This window comes from Faecalicatena contorta (assembly GCF_001404335.1).
In the GTDB taxonomy this organism is placed as follows: Bacteria; Bacillota; Clostridia; order Lachnospirales; family Lachnospiraceae; genus Faecalicatena; species Faecalicatena contortus_B.
This window is the reverse complement of record NZ_CYZU01000014.1, coordinates 86,006-102,360: the sequence shown is the minus strand read 5'-3', so window position 1 is coordinate 102,360 and position 16,355 is coordinate 86,006. Positions and strand designations below refer to the sequence as shown.

At 47.1% G+C, this 16,355-nt stretch carries 9 protein-coding genes and 1 pseudogene; 5 read left to right on the top strand and 5 right to left on the bottom strand.

The window, feature by feature from the left end:
• Positions 1-203: 203 nt before the first annotated feature.
• The 4 genes and pseudogenes from ARB69_RS09355 to ARB69_RS25940 all read left to right on the top strand — a co-directional run.
• The gene (locus ARB69_RS09355; RefSeq protein WP_055152790.1) at positions 204-794 is read left to right on the top strand and encodes a TlpA disulfide reductase family protein; all 591 of its coding nucleotides are present in this window, start codon (positions 204-206) and stop codon (positions 792-794) included.
• 225 nt (positions 795-1,019) lie between these two features.
• Entirely contained in the window at positions 1,020-8,579 is a 7,560-nt protein-coding gene (locus ARB69_RS09345; protein WP_055152786.1) for a GEVED domain-containing protein, read from the top strand.
• A gap of 162 nt (positions 8,580-8,741) precedes the next feature.
• Positions 8,742-8,981, top strand: coding sequence for a helix-turn-helix transcriptional regulator (locus ARB69_RS09340; RefSeq protein ID WP_050638712.1), 240 nt, complete (start codon positions 8,742-8,744; stop codon positions 8,979-8,981).
• A gap of 41 nt (positions 8,982-9,022) precedes the next feature.
• Positions 9,023-9,199 (top strand): annotated as a pseudogene (locus ARB69_RS25940) (AIM24 family protein); the annotation flags it as partial.
• Between the two features lie 88 nt (positions 9,200-9,287).
• Here the strand turns inward: ARB69_RS25940 and ARB69_RS09335 are convergent.
• The 5 genes from ARB69_RS09335 to rpsB form a co-directional block, all read right to left on the bottom strand.
• Entirely contained in the window at positions 9,288-10,193 is a 906-nt protein-coding gene (locus ARB69_RS09335) for a metallophosphoesterase family protein (protein ID WP_157355622.1), read from the bottom strand.
• Between the two features lie 169 nt (positions 10,194-10,362).
• Complete coding sequence (glnA, locus tag ARB69_RS09330; protein WP_050638714.1) at positions 10,363-11,790, bottom strand: type I glutamate--ammonia ligase; 1,428 nt, start codon at positions 11,788-11,790, stop codon at positions 10,363-10,365.
• A 244-nt stretch (positions 11,791-12,034) separates the two neighbouring features.
• Positions 12,035-13,438, bottom strand: coding sequence for a glutamate decarboxylase (locus tag ARB69_RS09325; RefSeq protein ID WP_055152782.1), 1,404 nt, complete (start codon positions 13,436-13,438; stop codon positions 12,035-12,037).
• Between the two features lie 318 nt (positions 13,439-13,756).
• Positions 13,757-14,677 carry a translation elongation factor Ts gene (gene tsf / locus ARB69_RS09320; protein WP_050638716.1) on the bottom strand — a complete coding sequence of 307 codons (921 nt, stop codon included), beginning with the start codon at positions 14,675-14,677 and terminating at the stop codon, positions 13,757-13,759.
• Positions 14,678-14,765: 88 nt separating this feature from the next.
• Positions 14,766-15,524 (bottom strand): 30S ribosomal protein S2, encoded by a 759-nt coding sequence (gene rpsB / locus ARB69_RS09315; protein ID WP_050638717.1) that lies wholly within the window; start codon positions 15,522-15,524, stop codon positions 14,766-14,768.
• A gap of 415 nt (positions 15,525-15,939) precedes the next feature.
• Between rpsB and ARB69_RS09310 the strand changes: the two genes are divergently transcribed.
• Complete coding sequence (locus tag ARB69_RS09310) at positions 15,940-16,308, top strand: VOC family protein (protein ID WP_050638718.1); 369 nt, start codon at positions 15,940-15,942, stop codon at positions 16,306-16,308.
• The last annotated feature ends 47 nt before the right edge of the window (positions 16,309-16,355 follow it).

Genomic DNA, 16,355 nt, shown 5'->3' with positions numbered 1-16,355 from the left:
ACCTCCCCGGCCTCCCTGTCATGAAGCGTCCCCGTCCGTCGACAAGTCTAAAGCTTGCCGACTAAATCCCGATTTAGATGTTGGCTGGAACGTGAAAAGTAAGATCTGAACAGTAACTCAAAAGCTTGACAGTTTATACTGTAATTGTTATGATTACAGTATAAACTGTATTTCTTTTCATTACAGAATGAGGTGAAATAGCCATGAAAAAAAGAAACACGGTCTTAGCCGTTCTGTTAAGCGCATCCTTTCTGCTGACAGCGTGCCAGAATACCACAGAACCGGCTGCCGAAAACACCGCGGCAAATACCAACTCAGATACTTCCGGCTTTGAGAATATGAAAGTCCGGAAACTGGACGGAACAGAAACAGATATGAACAGTATCCTTAGCAACGCAGAGCTTACAGTCTTTAATATCTGGGAACCCTCCTGCGGCTCCTGTCAAAGCGAAATGGAGGCTCTCGCAGCGCTTGGAGATCAATATTCCGGCAGGGGTGTCCAGATCATAGGGATCATAAAGGGAGTTACCCAAAAAAGGGATGAAGAGGCTCTTGCGGTCATTTCCGAGACCGGTGCACATTATATCCAGCTGCTGGATTCCGAAGAACTTGAAAAAATGATGCCCGGCCTTTATGAAGAGACTCCGTCAACCGTTCTTTACAGCAGGGACAAAGAGCAGCTGGGGACTGTATATGCAGGTGCCCGGGATGAAGATTACTGGGGAAAGGAAATCGAAAAATATCACAGCAAAGTCTGTGAAAATGATCATCCTGCAGATTGTGCTGTCGGGTGAACGCCCTGGTAGCAGCAGGCTGCTGCTTTCCGCAAACCTCCGGACCACTGCCGGCTTCACCGGCTTTTGTCCGGAGGTTTTTTATACTGCATTCAGCCTTATTTCCCCACCCAAACGGCATGCACCTTATTTTTCTACTGTGAATACAATAAAACCAGGCAAACTGCGCCGGTACACAAACTATGTAATCAACCAGAAGCTTAACTGATCAAGGAGGAATAGATCATGCCCGCTACCCTTAATGGAACCGTATTTCGCGACCTGAATCATGAAGGTCAGTACGTCCCCGGCTCACCAGGTATCTCCCAGGTGGTCCTCGTACTTTTTTCAGATTCTGCCTCTGGCCCCTTCTGTGCATCAACAGTCACATATTCAGACGGCCGATACTCTTTTACAGTCACAGACCCGGGAACTTATACTGTCTATGAAACTGGAGTACAGTCCGGAAACTGCCCGCCCTCTAACGCAGGACAGCCCGCCGGTTACACATTTTCCAACACCCCCAGAAAGCAGACCGTCATGGTCAGTGCCGGTCAGATTAACAATCACGAAAATATTGACAATTTGAACTTCAGCCATGACTCGCAGAGTGCTCCTTATCCCTGCGGCAGAGAAATGATCCTTTTTGAGGGCAGGCCCACCATGCGTCACACCGTCGATCTGATCACCGGTGCATCCCTCCTGCAAGGCCCTCTGTCTAATAATGGGTCCGTCAATGCGATAGGTTTCAGCACAATTGATTATCATGTCTACGGATATGACCAGTCAAACAACACCATTGTCCGGGTGGATAATAATGGCGAAGTGGTTCTGCTCAATCCCCGCCCCGCCGGCATGCCTGCTGCCCCTTATTCCGCCGGCACAATGGATATGGCGGGTTTCTATTATCTCTACGTTCCTGGAACCAGCCGTTTCTATACGGTCGACCTGCGCACAGATTCTCTTACATTCTTAAAGCTTGTAGATCCAGCTAACGGCTTTACGGAACAGACCTCCAATTACGGCACACCCTTATCCGCCCCTCTTACCATCGGTGACTGGGCATTCAGCCCTGCAGACCAGCGGTTGTATGGTGTGGAGAGAGACGGCGCCGTATACCGGATTGATGAGTACACCGGAACCGTAACGCCTCTGGAAACAACCGGCCCTAATCCCGGTGATACCTTTGGCTCTGTAGTAATTGACGGCAGCGGGAACCTCTATGCGGTCAGCAATGGGGACGGCACCATTTACCGTTACCGGATCAGCGGAGATACCGCAGCGGGCGCACGTTTTTCAATGACACCGGTGGATGCATTCAATGACGGCGCCCTCTGTCCCTATGCAGTCATTGAGCTGGATTATGGTGACGCACCGGACGCAGGCGGAGGAGGAACAGGAAGCTATAATACCCTGCTTACAAGCAACGGCCCGCGCCACGGCACCGGAAGCCCCCTGTATTTAGGAACACAGGTGACATCCGAAGAAGACGCTTATCAGAATGCCACCGCTACCGGCGATGATCTGTATCATGGGATTCAGGATGACGGCCTGTCTATCCCTCTGCCCATGCTGGCAGTGGCGGCCCTGAATTACTCTCTATCTGTCACTGCTACAAATTATACTAGCGAAACGGCTTATCTGTATGGATGGATTGATTTTAACAAAAACGGGTTGTTTGAAGCCTCCGAGGCGGCGCCCGTGCTTATTGTTCCGGCCTATTCAGGAACCGGCCAATATACCCTGGATTTTGCAATTCCCGCCGGTACTGTTATAAGGCCCGACCATACCTTTGTCAGACTGCGTCTTACCACAGAGCTTCTGACAGATACGGGGCTGGAAACGCAGGATACCCGAAGCGTAGGCCCTGCCGCTGACGGCGAAGTGGAGGATTATATTCTCAAAATCGGCACCACTACGGATGTGGCGCTCACAAAAACTGCCGACAGAGACGTACTGGTTACAGGAGATCTCATTCATTACACAATCACCATCACAAATCACGGCCCGGAAACGGCACTGGATGTCATACTGGAAGATTTGATTCCGCCGGAGATCACCAATCCCATGTACAGTCTGGATCAGGGTCCACTGGATTACTGGCCGGGAACCCTTGCGCTCGGCGATATGCCGCCCGGCCAGGTCATCACAGTTGTGATCCAGGGTGTCTTCGATGGCTCCACAATAGGACCGGTCGTAAACACGGCATCCGTCACCTCTCATTCCGAAGACTCTGATCCGGTCAACAACTCGGATACTGTGATTACTCCAGTCAACCGGGCCGCCAGCCTTGTCATTGAAAAAACGCCTGACAAAGATCCTGCTGTGATAGGAGAAAGCCTCACATTTAACATCTCAGTAACTAACAATGGCCCCGATGCCGCCGAAAATGTCATCATGTATGACATTGTTGAAACAGATTTTGAAAATCCTGAGTATTCCCTGGACAACGGCGCCACCTGGTATCCATGGCATGGCCAGCTTTTCGCAGGAACACTGGATGCCGGATTTGTTTACACATTTCTGCTTCGAGGAACCGTTCTTTCCGGAATCTCTGATGCACTCACTAACACGGCCTCTGTCACCAGCGATACCGATGACCCGGATCCGGATGACAATACCGTTACCGTTATCGTCCCCAAGTCTTCGTCCGCGGACCTGTCCGTGGTGAAAACCGGTGTCTCAAACCCAGTGGCTGCGGGGCAGACATTAACCTATATTATAACTGTAACAAACAGCGGCCCTTCCCCGGCACAGGATGTTGAGATAACCGATGTGCTTTCTGCCGATCTATTGAATGCGGAATATTCTACGGATCAGATCAGCTGGCTTGCGTGGAACGGAGGCCATATGGTGGGAATTCTGGAAGCAGGTGCCGTTTATACGCTGTATCTGCGTGCATCCGTCAGTCCTGATGCAGTGCCGGGAACGCTTTCCAATACTGTGAATGTCGCCTCGCAGACGCCGGACCCGGATCCGGGCAATAACGAATATACGGAAGTAATAACGCTGGAAGGCACTGCAGATCTCAGCGTTACGAAAACAGCGTACCCTGATACCGCAATATCAGGTGAAAAACTGGCCTATACCATTCTTGTTACGAATAAAGGTCCCTCGGATGCAGTCAATATCGTAATATCAGATATGCTCCCTCCTGGCCTGGAAAATGCGCAGTACTCCGTAGACGGAATCAATTTTCTGCCTTGGAACGGACAGTACAATCAGATATCTCTGTCCGCTGACGGCACTATTACCCTGACGATCCTCGCGGATGTTTCCCTTTCCCAGACAGAAGACCTGTTCAACATGGCCTCAGCCTTCAGCGATACCTTTGACCCGAATACGGATAATAACACAGATACTATCATAACGCCTGCTGACGCCTTCGCAGACCTGCAGATTGTAAAAACAGGTCCTGACTCAGCGGCTGCCGGTGAGGCTGTCATATATACACTCACCATTACAAACAATGGCCCCAGCAGAGCAGTGAATATTAATATAACAGATCTCCTTCCGGCAGCAGTCATGGACCCGGATTTCACCTTAAATGGTATCTATACAGGCGTATGGAATGGCAGTTATTTCCTGGCATCCCTGGATCCGTCTGAATCAGCGGAGTTGGTTATCACAGGAACACTTAGCCCTTTTGCATCAGGAACTCTGGTAAATGGTGCCTCCGTATCTGCCTCCACACCGGATCCGGATCTCACAAATAACACCTCTGAAACGACGGCAGCGATCACAGCCTTCGCAGATATTTCGGTTATAAAAGCGGCCTCTCCTTCCCCGGCCATAGCCGGAGAATACCTGATTTATACCATTGTGGCGAGCAATGCAGGCCCATCTGCCGCTGAGAGCGTGGTCTTGGAAGATACGATTCCTTCCGGACTCTCCGGGCTGGAATACTCCACAGATGAACAGAACTGGAGGCCCTGGGTCTCTTCCCTTACAATCGGTACAATTGATCCCGGAGTGCCAGTCATTATTTATATCCGGGGAACAGTAGCTGCATCCGCCTCAGGGCTGGTTACCAATACCGTGGCCATATCATCCCAGACGCCGGATCCGAATCCGGATAACAATACGTCTGCCGCTACAACACCTGTCGAGACCTCCGCAGATCTTTCCATTGTAAAGACTGCAGCCCCGAGTCCCGCAGTACCGGGCAGCCTTCTTTCCTATACCGTGTCTGTCTCTAATGCCGGTCCCTCCGATGCCCGGAATGTACAATTGATAGATCCCATATCTTCGCTGTTATCTTCCGTTGAATACTCGGTTGACAACGGGGAAAACTGGGCCCCATGGCAGGGAACGTTCAATCTGGGAACACTCGAAGCCGGAACCGGCGCTATCATATTAATACGAGGGAATCTGAGCAGCGCAGCAACGGGCACCATAGAAAATATAGCCATCATCAGCTCTACAACTCCGGATCCCGATCCGGATAATAACTCTTCCACCCTATTTACGCCGATACAGAGTTCTGCCGATCTATCTGTTGTAAAATCTGCAGATCCGGTTCCTGCAGTACCGGGACAGTACCTGACCTACACGGTTACCGTCCGCAATGCCGGGCCGGAGACGGCACAGGATGTCTCGCTGTTTGACACACTGCCGGCAGAGCTGTCTCAGCCGTTATTTTCAACAGACGGAGGCACTGCCTGGAATCCATGGTCCAGCCCATATATCATAGGGACATTGGACAGCAATGCCGATGCTGTCATTCTGCTGCGCGGCATACTGGGCGCATCCACTGTCAAACTTCTAACAAATGAGGCATTTGTTTCCTCTTCCACTCCGGATCCTGATCCGGATAATAATACGTACAGTCTTCTGACACCGGTCGGGGCTTCGGCTGATATCTCAGTCACGAAAGCTGCATCACCGGTTCCTGCAGTCCCGGGCTCGCTGATTACCTACACCATACAGGTTGCCAACGCAGGACCGGATACCGCCGATCAGATTGTCCTGACGGACCTTCTGTCTGCAGAGATTCAAAATCCGGAGGCCTCTCTAAACGGAGACTCCTACTCCACATGGGACGGTTCGCTGAATATCGGCAGCCTGGAAGCTGCCCAAAGCGCCCTCGTTACGATTCGGGGAACGATTGCTGTTGATGCTGTCACACCGATATATAACAAAGCTTCTGTGTCCTCCGATACGCCGGATCCTGTTCCGGATAATAACACGGCTGAGCTGGAGACGCCGCTTGCTCCTTCAGCGAATCTATCCGTCACTAAAAGCGGAAGTCCCAATCCGGCCGTTCCAGGAGAACCTGTAACCTACACGCTGGCCATACGCAATGCAGGTCCCTCCCAGGCCAGCGGCATCATTGTGATTGATGCGGTTTCCAGTCTTCTGGGGCAGGCAGAATACCGCACAGATGATGCCTCCGGCTGGGAACCGTGGACCGGAACCTGGCAGCTCTCTTCCCTGGAGCCGGGCAGTTCTGCCGTACTGACGATCCGCGGCACATTAAGTGCATCCGCCACAGGAGTGCTTACAAACACCGCTGTCGTTACCTCCTCCACCTCAGACCCCGACCCGTCAGATAACCGGGATACGGAGGAACTGCAGATCACACCGTCTGCTGATCTTTCCGTCACAAAATCCGCCAGCCCTGTGCCGGCAGTGCCCGGCGGCCTGGTAGTCTACACACTGACCGCATCCAACGCCGGACCTTCCGATGCCGCAAACGTTACTCTGAAGGATACACTTTCTGCGCAGCTGACCGGCCAGGAATACTCTGCCGACAATGGCCGTACCTGGAATGAATGGAACGGCTCCTTTACGCTCGATCAGCTAAGCGTCGGAATGACCTACACGCTGCTCCTTCGTGGCCTGCTCACAATCCAGAATCCGGGTGTACGGGAACTCTTAAATACAGTTTTCATAGACAGCGATACCCCAGACCCTGATCCAGATAATAACTCCGTTATCATCATAACACCTGTCAGAGCAACGGCTGACCTTGCGATTCGTAAAACAGCTTCACCTTCTCCTGTATCGCCGGGGGAACCCCTCACTTATGATATCTCTGTTAACAACCTGGGCCCGGATGCGGCCGAGAACGTGCTTATCACAGATGCTGCCATATTAAATGAACTGGAGAATCCTCTGTATTCCACGGATGGCGGACTAACTTGGAGCAAATGGAGCGGTTCTTTCTCCGTCGGTACTCTGCAGCCAGGGAGTGATTTTTCCGCCCTGCAGATAAGAGGCGCCGTCCCCGAAGGAAGAACGGCTGTCCTGAACACCGCAGCGGTCAGCAGCACGACTTCAGATCCGGATTCAGGCAATAATACGGTTTCTATCACAATACCTGTGATTCCATCGGCGGACCTTTCAATCACTAAAGAAGCCGCACCGTCACCTGCCATTCCCGGGGAAACACTGACTTATACCATAACGCTGGAAAACCACGGACCCGGGAACGCCCGGAATATCACACTGATTGATACCGTTCCTGCACAGCTTATGAATGCTGTGTTCTCGGTCAACCAGGGGCAGACCTGGCAGACCTGGCAATCACCTTACCAGGCTGAGAACCTGGCAGCCGGAGACAGTATTGTGGTCCTCATTCGGGGAACACTAAATAAAACTGTATCCGGCGCCATCATAAATACGGCGGCAGTCACCTCATCTACACCTGACCCTGATCCAACAAACAACACTGCAACTGAGAAGACATCCGTTGAGGACACGGCGGATCTGTCAATCACCAAACTGGCCCATCCCAATCCTGCCGTTCCCGGCCAATACCTGACGTATTCCATCCTTGTTTCAAACGCCGGTCCTGCAGATGCGCTGAATGTATTATTAACTGATCCCGCAGTAAACGCTGAATATTCCCTTGATTCCGGCATACACTGGCTGCCCTGGACCGGTTCGTACACCCTGGGAACCGTTTATACAGGCACCGTAATCAGGCTTTTGCTGCGCACGCTTCCTGATGCGGATAACACCGGTGTACTCAGCAACACTGCCGGTGTGACATCATCCACACCAGATCCCGATCCCGATAACAATACGGTTACCGTAGACACACCCATCGCGGAAACAGCCGATCTGAAACTGGAGAAAACCTCCGATATCACTTACGCAGTTTTGGGCGACACGGTCACTTATCAGATCCATGTCTCAAACCTGGGGAATATAGATGCAGAAAATGTAATGCTCCGGGATGATCCTCCGGAAGGACTGGAGAACCTGGAGTATTCCACCGACAATGGAGATACCTGGAACCGCTGGAGCAGTCCTTACGCCATCGGAACCATACCAAATCATGAATCACGGATGATTCTACTGAAGGGGACCGTGACGGCAGCAACCGGAAGCATTGTAAATATGGCTTATGTAACCAGTGATACTCCCGATCCGGACCACAGCAACAACAGCGGCTATTCCAGTATCGATGTAGGCAATGTACCGTCCGCTGACCTGGCAGTTACCAAAAAGGCGCACTGCCGGACCGTGTGCCCCGGAAGATTTATAGAATACTGTATCACTGTGACCAATCTGGGCCCGGATATGGCAAAAGATGTTATTATTACCGATCTGCTTCCGACCGCCATTTTTGAACCGCGCTATTCTTTGAATAACGGCCATACCTGGCAGCCCTGGACAGGGCAGCTTATGATAGGAAGCCTGGCTGACAAAGACACCGTAACACTGTTTCTAACCGGCAAGATAGATTGCTGCGCCCACGGTACTATCACAAATACCGTTACCGTATCCGGCTCCGTACAGGATCCAAATCCGGAAAACAACAGAGCAGACGCTGCTGTAACCGTATGTAGTAATTAAACATTTCAGTTCACAGTTTCGTAACAATTTATTTATTAAAAACTTACGCAAAATAAATGATTTGTTACCATTATGTAACAATAAGGCACTTTTTATTTTACACTTCAATGCAAAATGTTATTATTATCCTACTTTAAGATTACAAAAGATGAGGAATAAGAGATGATGACCAATAAAATAGGCAGTAACATCAGGGCGCTGAGGAAAAAGAATTACCTAACCCAGGAGCAATTGGCAGAAACGCTGAATATGACACGCCAAACGCTCTCCAACTACGAACTAGGAAAACGGATTCCTGATATTTATGAATTGATACGAATTGCAGATTTATTTCATGTCTCTTTAGACGAAATGGTCGGAAGGAATCCAAATAATTACAAAAACAAGGACTGCGGTTTATAATCGTAGTCTTTGTTTTATTTATACCATAAATGACTGATCAAAATATCCTAAAGTTTGACGGCAATATGGCAATTGCCTGGAGCGGAAGCCTTGACTTTACCGTGGAACGTTCCGGTAAAACACTGCTTGGTTCTGCTGCTTCCGGGGAGGGACTGGTAAATGTGTATAAGGGAACAGGAAAAGTACTGCTTGCCCCTGTAGACAGGCCGGTCGTCTAAACAAAAGAATTGCACAGCCATCACAGAAAGCACATCAGAAATGGTGTGCTTTCTATTCTATCTGCTAAAATTCAGAAATGCGGCTACATCATGAGCAAAGCCTTTCCAAAATAAGATCCAGTACACCTGAGGCGGCCCTTCTCCCTTCCAGGCCGCCGCTTGCCCAGCGTGCTTCCTTTACCAGCCATTTGTACGATGTCAGCCGGCCTTTCTTTGCCGATATATCAACCTCTCCTATTGAAAATGTAACCGCAGTATCCCGCTCTGCCTTTCCGCTTCCACACTGAAAAGACGGGATTCCCCTTCCCCCGCTTGAATTAAAATTATAGGCCCCCTTGTGCATGTGCCCGCATAAATAAAAATCAATATTATAGTCGTTAAAATTCTTCCAAATAAACTGCTGGTCATTCTCTGTAAACCAATTGACCGGGTGATGGCCTGCAGCAATATTAATACACTTTTCCTGATCTTTTAACTTTCTGATTTCCTGATAAAAAGATCCTTTTTCAAGGATAAGCTTACCTTCGTCCTCATCAGTTCCGGACGTAAAGGCCGTATTTATTAAAAATACATTAAACTTATCTTTTGTAATTGTTTTATATATATATTGAGCCTCCTCATTTTTTATTTTTCTATAAAATATATTATATTTGCTGAAATCCTTCTGTAATTGCCTAATATTGTCCTTTCCAAACTCAAATCCGCTTTTTCTTGTTTCCGCTACCGCAAGATCCCTGGAGTGAGACCTGGCCAGGTCATGATTCCCCGGTATGATAAATAACTCATCCGGAGTGAGTTTTAAGAGATAAATTAATGCTTCAATAAATTTCTTCAGATTATAATCATAATATCCTCCCTGGTAAGTCAGATCACCGGTGATAAATACCGCATCAAATTCATGTTCTTGGGACATCTCCCATAATTTTTCTAAAAGACTGTCCCTCATTCGTTTCATTTCATTGTTCTCATCAGCAGAAAAATGTATATCTGACAAATGCACCCACCTTATAGTATCCATTTTACCTCCAGAGCTTAAAACTGGCACCCCAGTATTCATGACATCATTTTAGCATATTCTTATAGAGTTGTCCCTTATCATTACAAAATAAAAAGGAAGGCGGCTCAAGTTTGAGCGCCTTCCTTTTTATAAGTGTAAAAGCTGATTACAAATCATAATATTTTTCAAATTCCGCGGGGTGCGGTATCTGTGATATCTCCAGGCTTTCTTTCCGTCTGCGTTTCAGCCAGATCTCAATCAGCCTCTCCGGAAACACCCCTCCCGCCGTCAGATATTCATGGTCGCATTCCAGTGCATCCAGTGCTTCATCCAGCGTCTTTGGAAGTGACTGGATCTTTGCCTTTTCCTCCTCCGGCAGATCGTAAAGATTGCAGTCATAGGGACCCCAGCCATGTTCAGTAGGATCGATCTGGTTCTTGATACCGTCCAGTCCGGCCATCAAAATCGCTGCGTAAGCATAATATGGATTGGCAGTAGCATCCGGATTCCTCAGCTCAAAACGCTTTGCCTTCGGTGACTTCGCATAGGCCGGGATACGGATCACAGCACTGCGGTTAGAGGTTGCGTACCCAATCGTAACAGGCGCCTCATATCCCGGAACAAGCCGTTTGAAAGAGTTTGTAGAGGGATTGGTAAATGCGCAGAGAGAACCAATGTGCTTCAAAAGCCCGCCGATAAAGTAATGCGCGGTTTTGCTTAAACCGGAATAGCCTTTCTCATCATAGAAAATCGGCTCTCCGTCTTTCATAAGGAGCATATGCACATGCATTCCGTTTCCGGCTTCTTTATGGATTGGTTTGGGCATAAATGTAGCGGTCTTGCCTTCCTGTACGGCAGCATTTTTAATGATATATTTGATAATCATTGTCTTATCCGCCATGTCCACCATATCACCCAGTTCTACTTCAATCTCCATCTGTCCTGAGCCGCCTACCTCATGGTGGTGGTATTTCACGTCGATTCCCCAGTCTTCCATATACATACACATCTTGCTTCTTAAGCTGTAAGCGATGTCATGCGGCGCTGCAATATGATATCCGCCGCCTTTGGGCACCTGGTATCCTGCATTGTCAGGCCCTTCTTTTCCGCTGTTCCAGGATGCCTGCCTGGTGTCTACCGTAAAAGAGGTCTTATAGGGCTCTGCCATATAGCTTACATTGTCAAATAAATGAAATTCAAATTCCGGCCCGATCAGCATCTCGTCTGCAATTCCCTCTGACTTCATATATTCCATTGCACGCAGGCTGACGTTCCTTGGGTATTGATCGAAAGGGGTATTCTCCTTCCCAATCACGCATACATTCCCGCACATGGTCATGGTAGGAATCTCCGTAAATGGGTCGACAACCGCGGTTGCCGGATCGGGGATGAATACCATATCGCTCTTCTCCACCGGTGCATATCCGTAGTTGGAACCGTCAAACCCAATGCCATAGACGAAAATGTCGTCGTCGAACCTTTCTACAGGGATTGTGATATGACGCCACCTTCCGTCCAGGTCCGTCATCTTGAAATCAATCATTCTGATTCCCTTCTCATTGCATACCTTCCTGATATCAGTGCTGTTTAACATGATATACCTCCAATTAGTAAATTTGTTTTTCCTGAACTTTGTCCCAGTATTTGTTCAGGCCACATGTCTTGTCTCATGATATTATTACTATTTTAGCATATCCTGGCAGCAAAAGGGAATGTTAAGTTCATCATTTAATTATAAAAAAGGATGCTGTTGGTAACACTCTGAGGGTGCACACAATAACGTTATCCGGACATAGGCACAGCAACCTGTGACCTTTGGTTTCTAAAGCTTGAGCATCTTAATGTGTAAACCCGTATACCTTTGGTTTTTTATCTTTCGCATGGGGGAGTATGACCGCTTCGTCTAATTCACGGATTCCCTCTTCTATGTCACGCATGAGCAGTTCTGCCATATCATAATTCAAGTCGGCACGGCAGACGATTCTCTGAATAACAGTATCTTCCAGATTCACAGGCAGCGGATAAGTAGGAATCTGCCATCCCCTCATAAGCAGGCGGTCAGAGAGATCATAAAGAGTCCACTCCTGCCCCGTTTTTTCTTTTATTGTATAGCATACAACCGGCAAGTCGCTTCCGTCATGGTATATGAAAAATCTTCCTGTTTTCTCAATTTCCTTTGCCAGATAGTGAGCCACGTCCTGTGTTTTTTGCTGAATGCGGCGGTATCCCTCCCTGCCAAGCCGGATGAAATTGTAATACTGGCCGATAATCTGGCTGGCCGATCTGGAAAAATTGATTGCAATTGTCGGCATCTTACCTCCGAGATAATCTACCTCAAATATTAGTTCCTCTGGAAGATATTCTTTGTCTTTCCACAAAATCCATCCGATACCCGGATAGACAAGACCATATTTATGACCGGAACAGTTGATTGACACTACATTTTTTAAACGGAAATCCCAGCAAAGCTCCGGATTGACAAATGGAACGAACAAACCTCCGGAAGCGGCGTCAACATGGATATAAACTTTGTGCTCTGTTGAAGCATTGTATTCTTCAAGTATCTGGTCAATCGCCTTCAAATCATCAAATTTCCCTGTATATGTAATGCCGAGGATACCGACTACACCAATCGTATACTCATCTACATAGTTTAATACTGCATCTGGACGCATACTCATACATTCTGTATCCATCGGCACCTGACGAAGTTCTACATCCCAGTAAACACAGAATTTCTCCCAGCAGACCTGATAACCTGATGAAATGACCAGATTTGGCTTTTTGTTTACATCAAGCCCTAAAACAGAGGCCCGCTTACGCCACCGGAATTTCATTGCCATCCCTGCCAGCATGCACGCTTCCGAGGAACCTACTGTGGATGTGCCGATTGCAGCGTCTGTTTCCGCGGCATTCCATAGATCCGATATAATCCGTATGCAGCGCTGTTCTATCTCGGCTGTCTGCGGGTATTCCGTCTTGTCAATGGCATTTTTTTCAAGTGTCTCTGACATCAGTCTGATCGCCTCATCTTCCATGTAGGTCTGACAGAAAGTAGCCAGATTTAACCTTGCATTCCCCTCGTTCATCAGTTCATCCATTATGAGCCGGTATGCAAGGGCTGGTTCTAAGGGCTGTTCCCCTATCTTGTTTTTCGGAATCGGGGAGTCCGCCGCTAACGTCCCGAATAAAGGCGTATCATAAGAATCCTTTAGTTTTCGTTTTTCCTTATCACACAGCATAATCATTTCCTCCTGATCTTCATTTGATATAGACTGACGCAGTATCCGTATTCTTTGATGCTAATACTACTTTATCACAAAAGGCGTAATAAAGGAAAATATATGAGCAACTTCTTCTATTGATTTCAATTCCCTAGAGCATAATCCCATTATTTATCTACACTAAACATCATAAAATCAGCACCTTTTGATTTATAGATTTGTATTACGTTTTTCTGGCTTTATCCATCGAAACTTATTACAAAATAAGCCCTTACAAACAGCGTAAAACCGCTATTTATAAGGGCTTGTTTCTAAAATATTAACGCAAACCTAATATTACTGTCCCATCTGGGCAGCTACTTCCGCTGCAAAGTCTTCATTTTTCTTTTCCAGGCCTTCACCAGTCTCAAAACGTACAAATCTCTTAACTGATACATTCGCATTGTTCTCTTTTGCTACTTTTTCTACATATTTAGCAACTGTCAGATCACTGTCCTGTACATACGCCTGGTCTAACAGACATACTTCTTTTAATTCTTTGTTCAGACGGCCAATGATCATTTTCTCAATGATATTGTCCGGCTTTTCTGGATTTTCCTTCTTAGCCTGTGCTAACAGGATCTCTTTCTCATGATCCATGTATTCCTGGGAAACTTCTGCGCGGGATACATACTTCGGATACATAGCCGCTATCTGCATTGCCACATTCTTCAGGCATGTTCTGATTTCGTCATTTACTACATCTGCCTCAGCCTCTACAAGAACACCGATACGGCCGCCGCCATGGATATAGGATACAACACATCCGTCTGTCACTATTTTTTCAAATCTTCTGATATTCAGATTCTCACCGATTACTGCAACTTTCTCTACAAGCGCGTCTTTCACAGTCTTTGTTGTGTCTTCAGCCCATGCCTCAGCCATGAATGCATCCATATCTGCTGCATCTGTATCTGCTGCCTGATTAACAACTGCCTCTACGAATGCCTGGAAATCTGCATTCTTTGCAACGAAGTCTGTCTCAGAATTTACTTCTACAATTGCTGCAACTTTATCATCTTTAACAACGGTTTTTACGATACCTTCTGCTGCAATTCTTCCGGCTTTTTTCTCTGCCTTAGCCTGTCCGTTCTTTCTCAGGTATTCAACTGCTGCGTCCATATCTCCATTTGTCTCACTCAGAGCCTTCTTGCAGTCCATCATGCCTGCGCCCGTCATTTCTCTTAATTCTTTTACCATTCCTGCTGTAACTGCCATGATTCATTCCTCCATTATTCATTCTTGATTGCATATTTTAAAAATGCTTCAACCTGTATCCACAGGCTGAAGCATCCCAAGTCTATAATTACTCTGCTTCTACAGTCTCTTCAGCTACTGCTTCTTCTGCAGCTTCTTCATAATATTCTTCTTCAGCACCTGTTGCGCCCTGATTAGCCTCAATTACTGCATCGGCCATCTTGGAAACAATTAATTTAACAGCTCTGATCGCATCATCATTACCCGGAATTACGAAATCAAGTTCTTCTGGATCGCAGTTTGTATCACAGATACCGATCAACGGAATTCCCAGTGTATGCGCTTCCTGAACACAAATTCTTTCTTTTTTCGGGTCTACGATGAAGATTGCATCAGGGATTCTCTTCATTTCTTTGATACCGCCCAGGTTCTTCTCTAACTTAGCCCATTCTTTTTTCAGTTCAATTACTTCCTTCTTTGGAAGTACATCGAATGTTCCGTCTTCGGACATTCTCTCAATATCTTTTAAACGCTGAACTCTGCTCTGGATTGTCTTGAAGTTTGTCAGCATACCGCCGAGCCATCTTTCATTAACATAGAACATTCCGCAGCGCTCTGCTTCTGTCTTAATGGCATCCTGTGCCTGTTTCTTTGTTCCTACAAACAGAATTGTACCACCCTCAGCTGCAATATCAGCAACAGCCTGGTATGCATCATCAACCATGCCTACAGATTTCTGTAAGTCGATAATATAGATACCATTTCTCTCTGTGTAGATGTAAGGAGCCATCTTAGGGTTCCATCTTCTTGTCTGATGTCCAAAGTGAACACCTGCTTCTAAAAGTTGTTTCATTGAAATAACGCTCATGTTTCTTCCTCCATTTGGTTTTTAACTTCCGCATGTTTTTGCTCTCCTTTGAGACCGGTCTGCACTGTGCAGGCTTAGGCACCGTCAAAGATATCCGCATGCGTGTTTTTTTGCAACGGTTGTAGTATAACATAGAAAATACTGGAATGCAAGGCTTTTCTGTGGTATCTTGTCTGTCTGTCTTGTCTGTCTTGTCTGTCTTTATTCTCAAACTATCTTGTTATATTGTGTGATGTATTCTGCTTTATTCATCTTATTTGCCTTATTTGATTTTTCTGTACTCACTTCTTATAACTTGTCTCTGTACCATCTCTGTGTTATGCTAAATAAGGTGTACTGTTCATATCTTCTGTTTTAGGAACGGTATATTATAGCACATTTTTGTAAAACTTACATATATAGGGAGGAAAAAGCTATGAAGTTTACATTTGCACATAACAATTTAAATGTTTATGATTTACAGAGATCACTTGCTTTTTATGAGGAGGCGCTTGGACTCAAACCTGTCAGCACAAAAGATGCCAAAGACGGAAGTTTTACACTGGTATACCTGGGCGATGCCACCACTCCGCATCTTTTAGAACTTACCTGGCTGCGCGACATGAACAGGCCCTATGAACTGGGCGACAATGAAATCCACCTTGCGTTTAGAGTAGATGATTTTGACGCAGCCTTCGCAAAACATAAAAAGATGGGCTGTGTATGCCACGAAAATTCGGAACTGGGGATATACTTTATAGAGGATCCGGATGGATACTGGCTGGAAATTGTACCCTCGAAATAGAAGAACATGAAAAAAGGAATCCGTTATCCGGACTCCTTTTTTTATAT

Coding starts and splice junctions, on each gene's coding strand:
- ARB69_RS09355 (WP_055152790.1), top strand. CDS start 204: ATGAAAAAAAGAAACACGGTCTTAGCCGTTCTGTTAAGCGCATCCTTT.
- ARB69_RS09345 (WP_055152786.1), top strand. CDS start 1,020: ATGCCCGCTACCCTTAATGGAACCGTATTTCGCGACCTGAATCATGAA.
- ARB69_RS09340 (WP_050638712.1), top strand. CDS start 8,742: ATGATGACCAATAAAATAGGCAGTAACATCAGGGCGCTGAGGAAAAAG.
- glnA (WP_050638714.1), bottom strand. CDS start 11,790: ATGTTAAACAGCACTGATATCAGGAAGGTATGCAATGAGAAGGGAATC.
- ARB69_RS09325 (WP_055152782.1), bottom strand. CDS start 13,438: ATGCTGTGTGATAAGGAAAAACGAAAACTAAAGGATTCTTATGATACG.
- tsf (WP_050638716.1), bottom strand. CDS start 14,677: ATGGCAGTTACAGCAGGAATGGTAAAAGAATTAAGAGAAATGACGGGC.
- rpsB (WP_050638717.1), bottom strand. CDS start 15,524: ATGAGCGTTATTTCAATGAAACAACTTTTAGAAGCAGGTGTTCACTTT.
- ARB69_RS09310 (WP_050638718.1), top strand. CDS start 15,940: ATGAAGTTTACATTTGCACATAACAATTTAAATGTTTATGATTTACAG.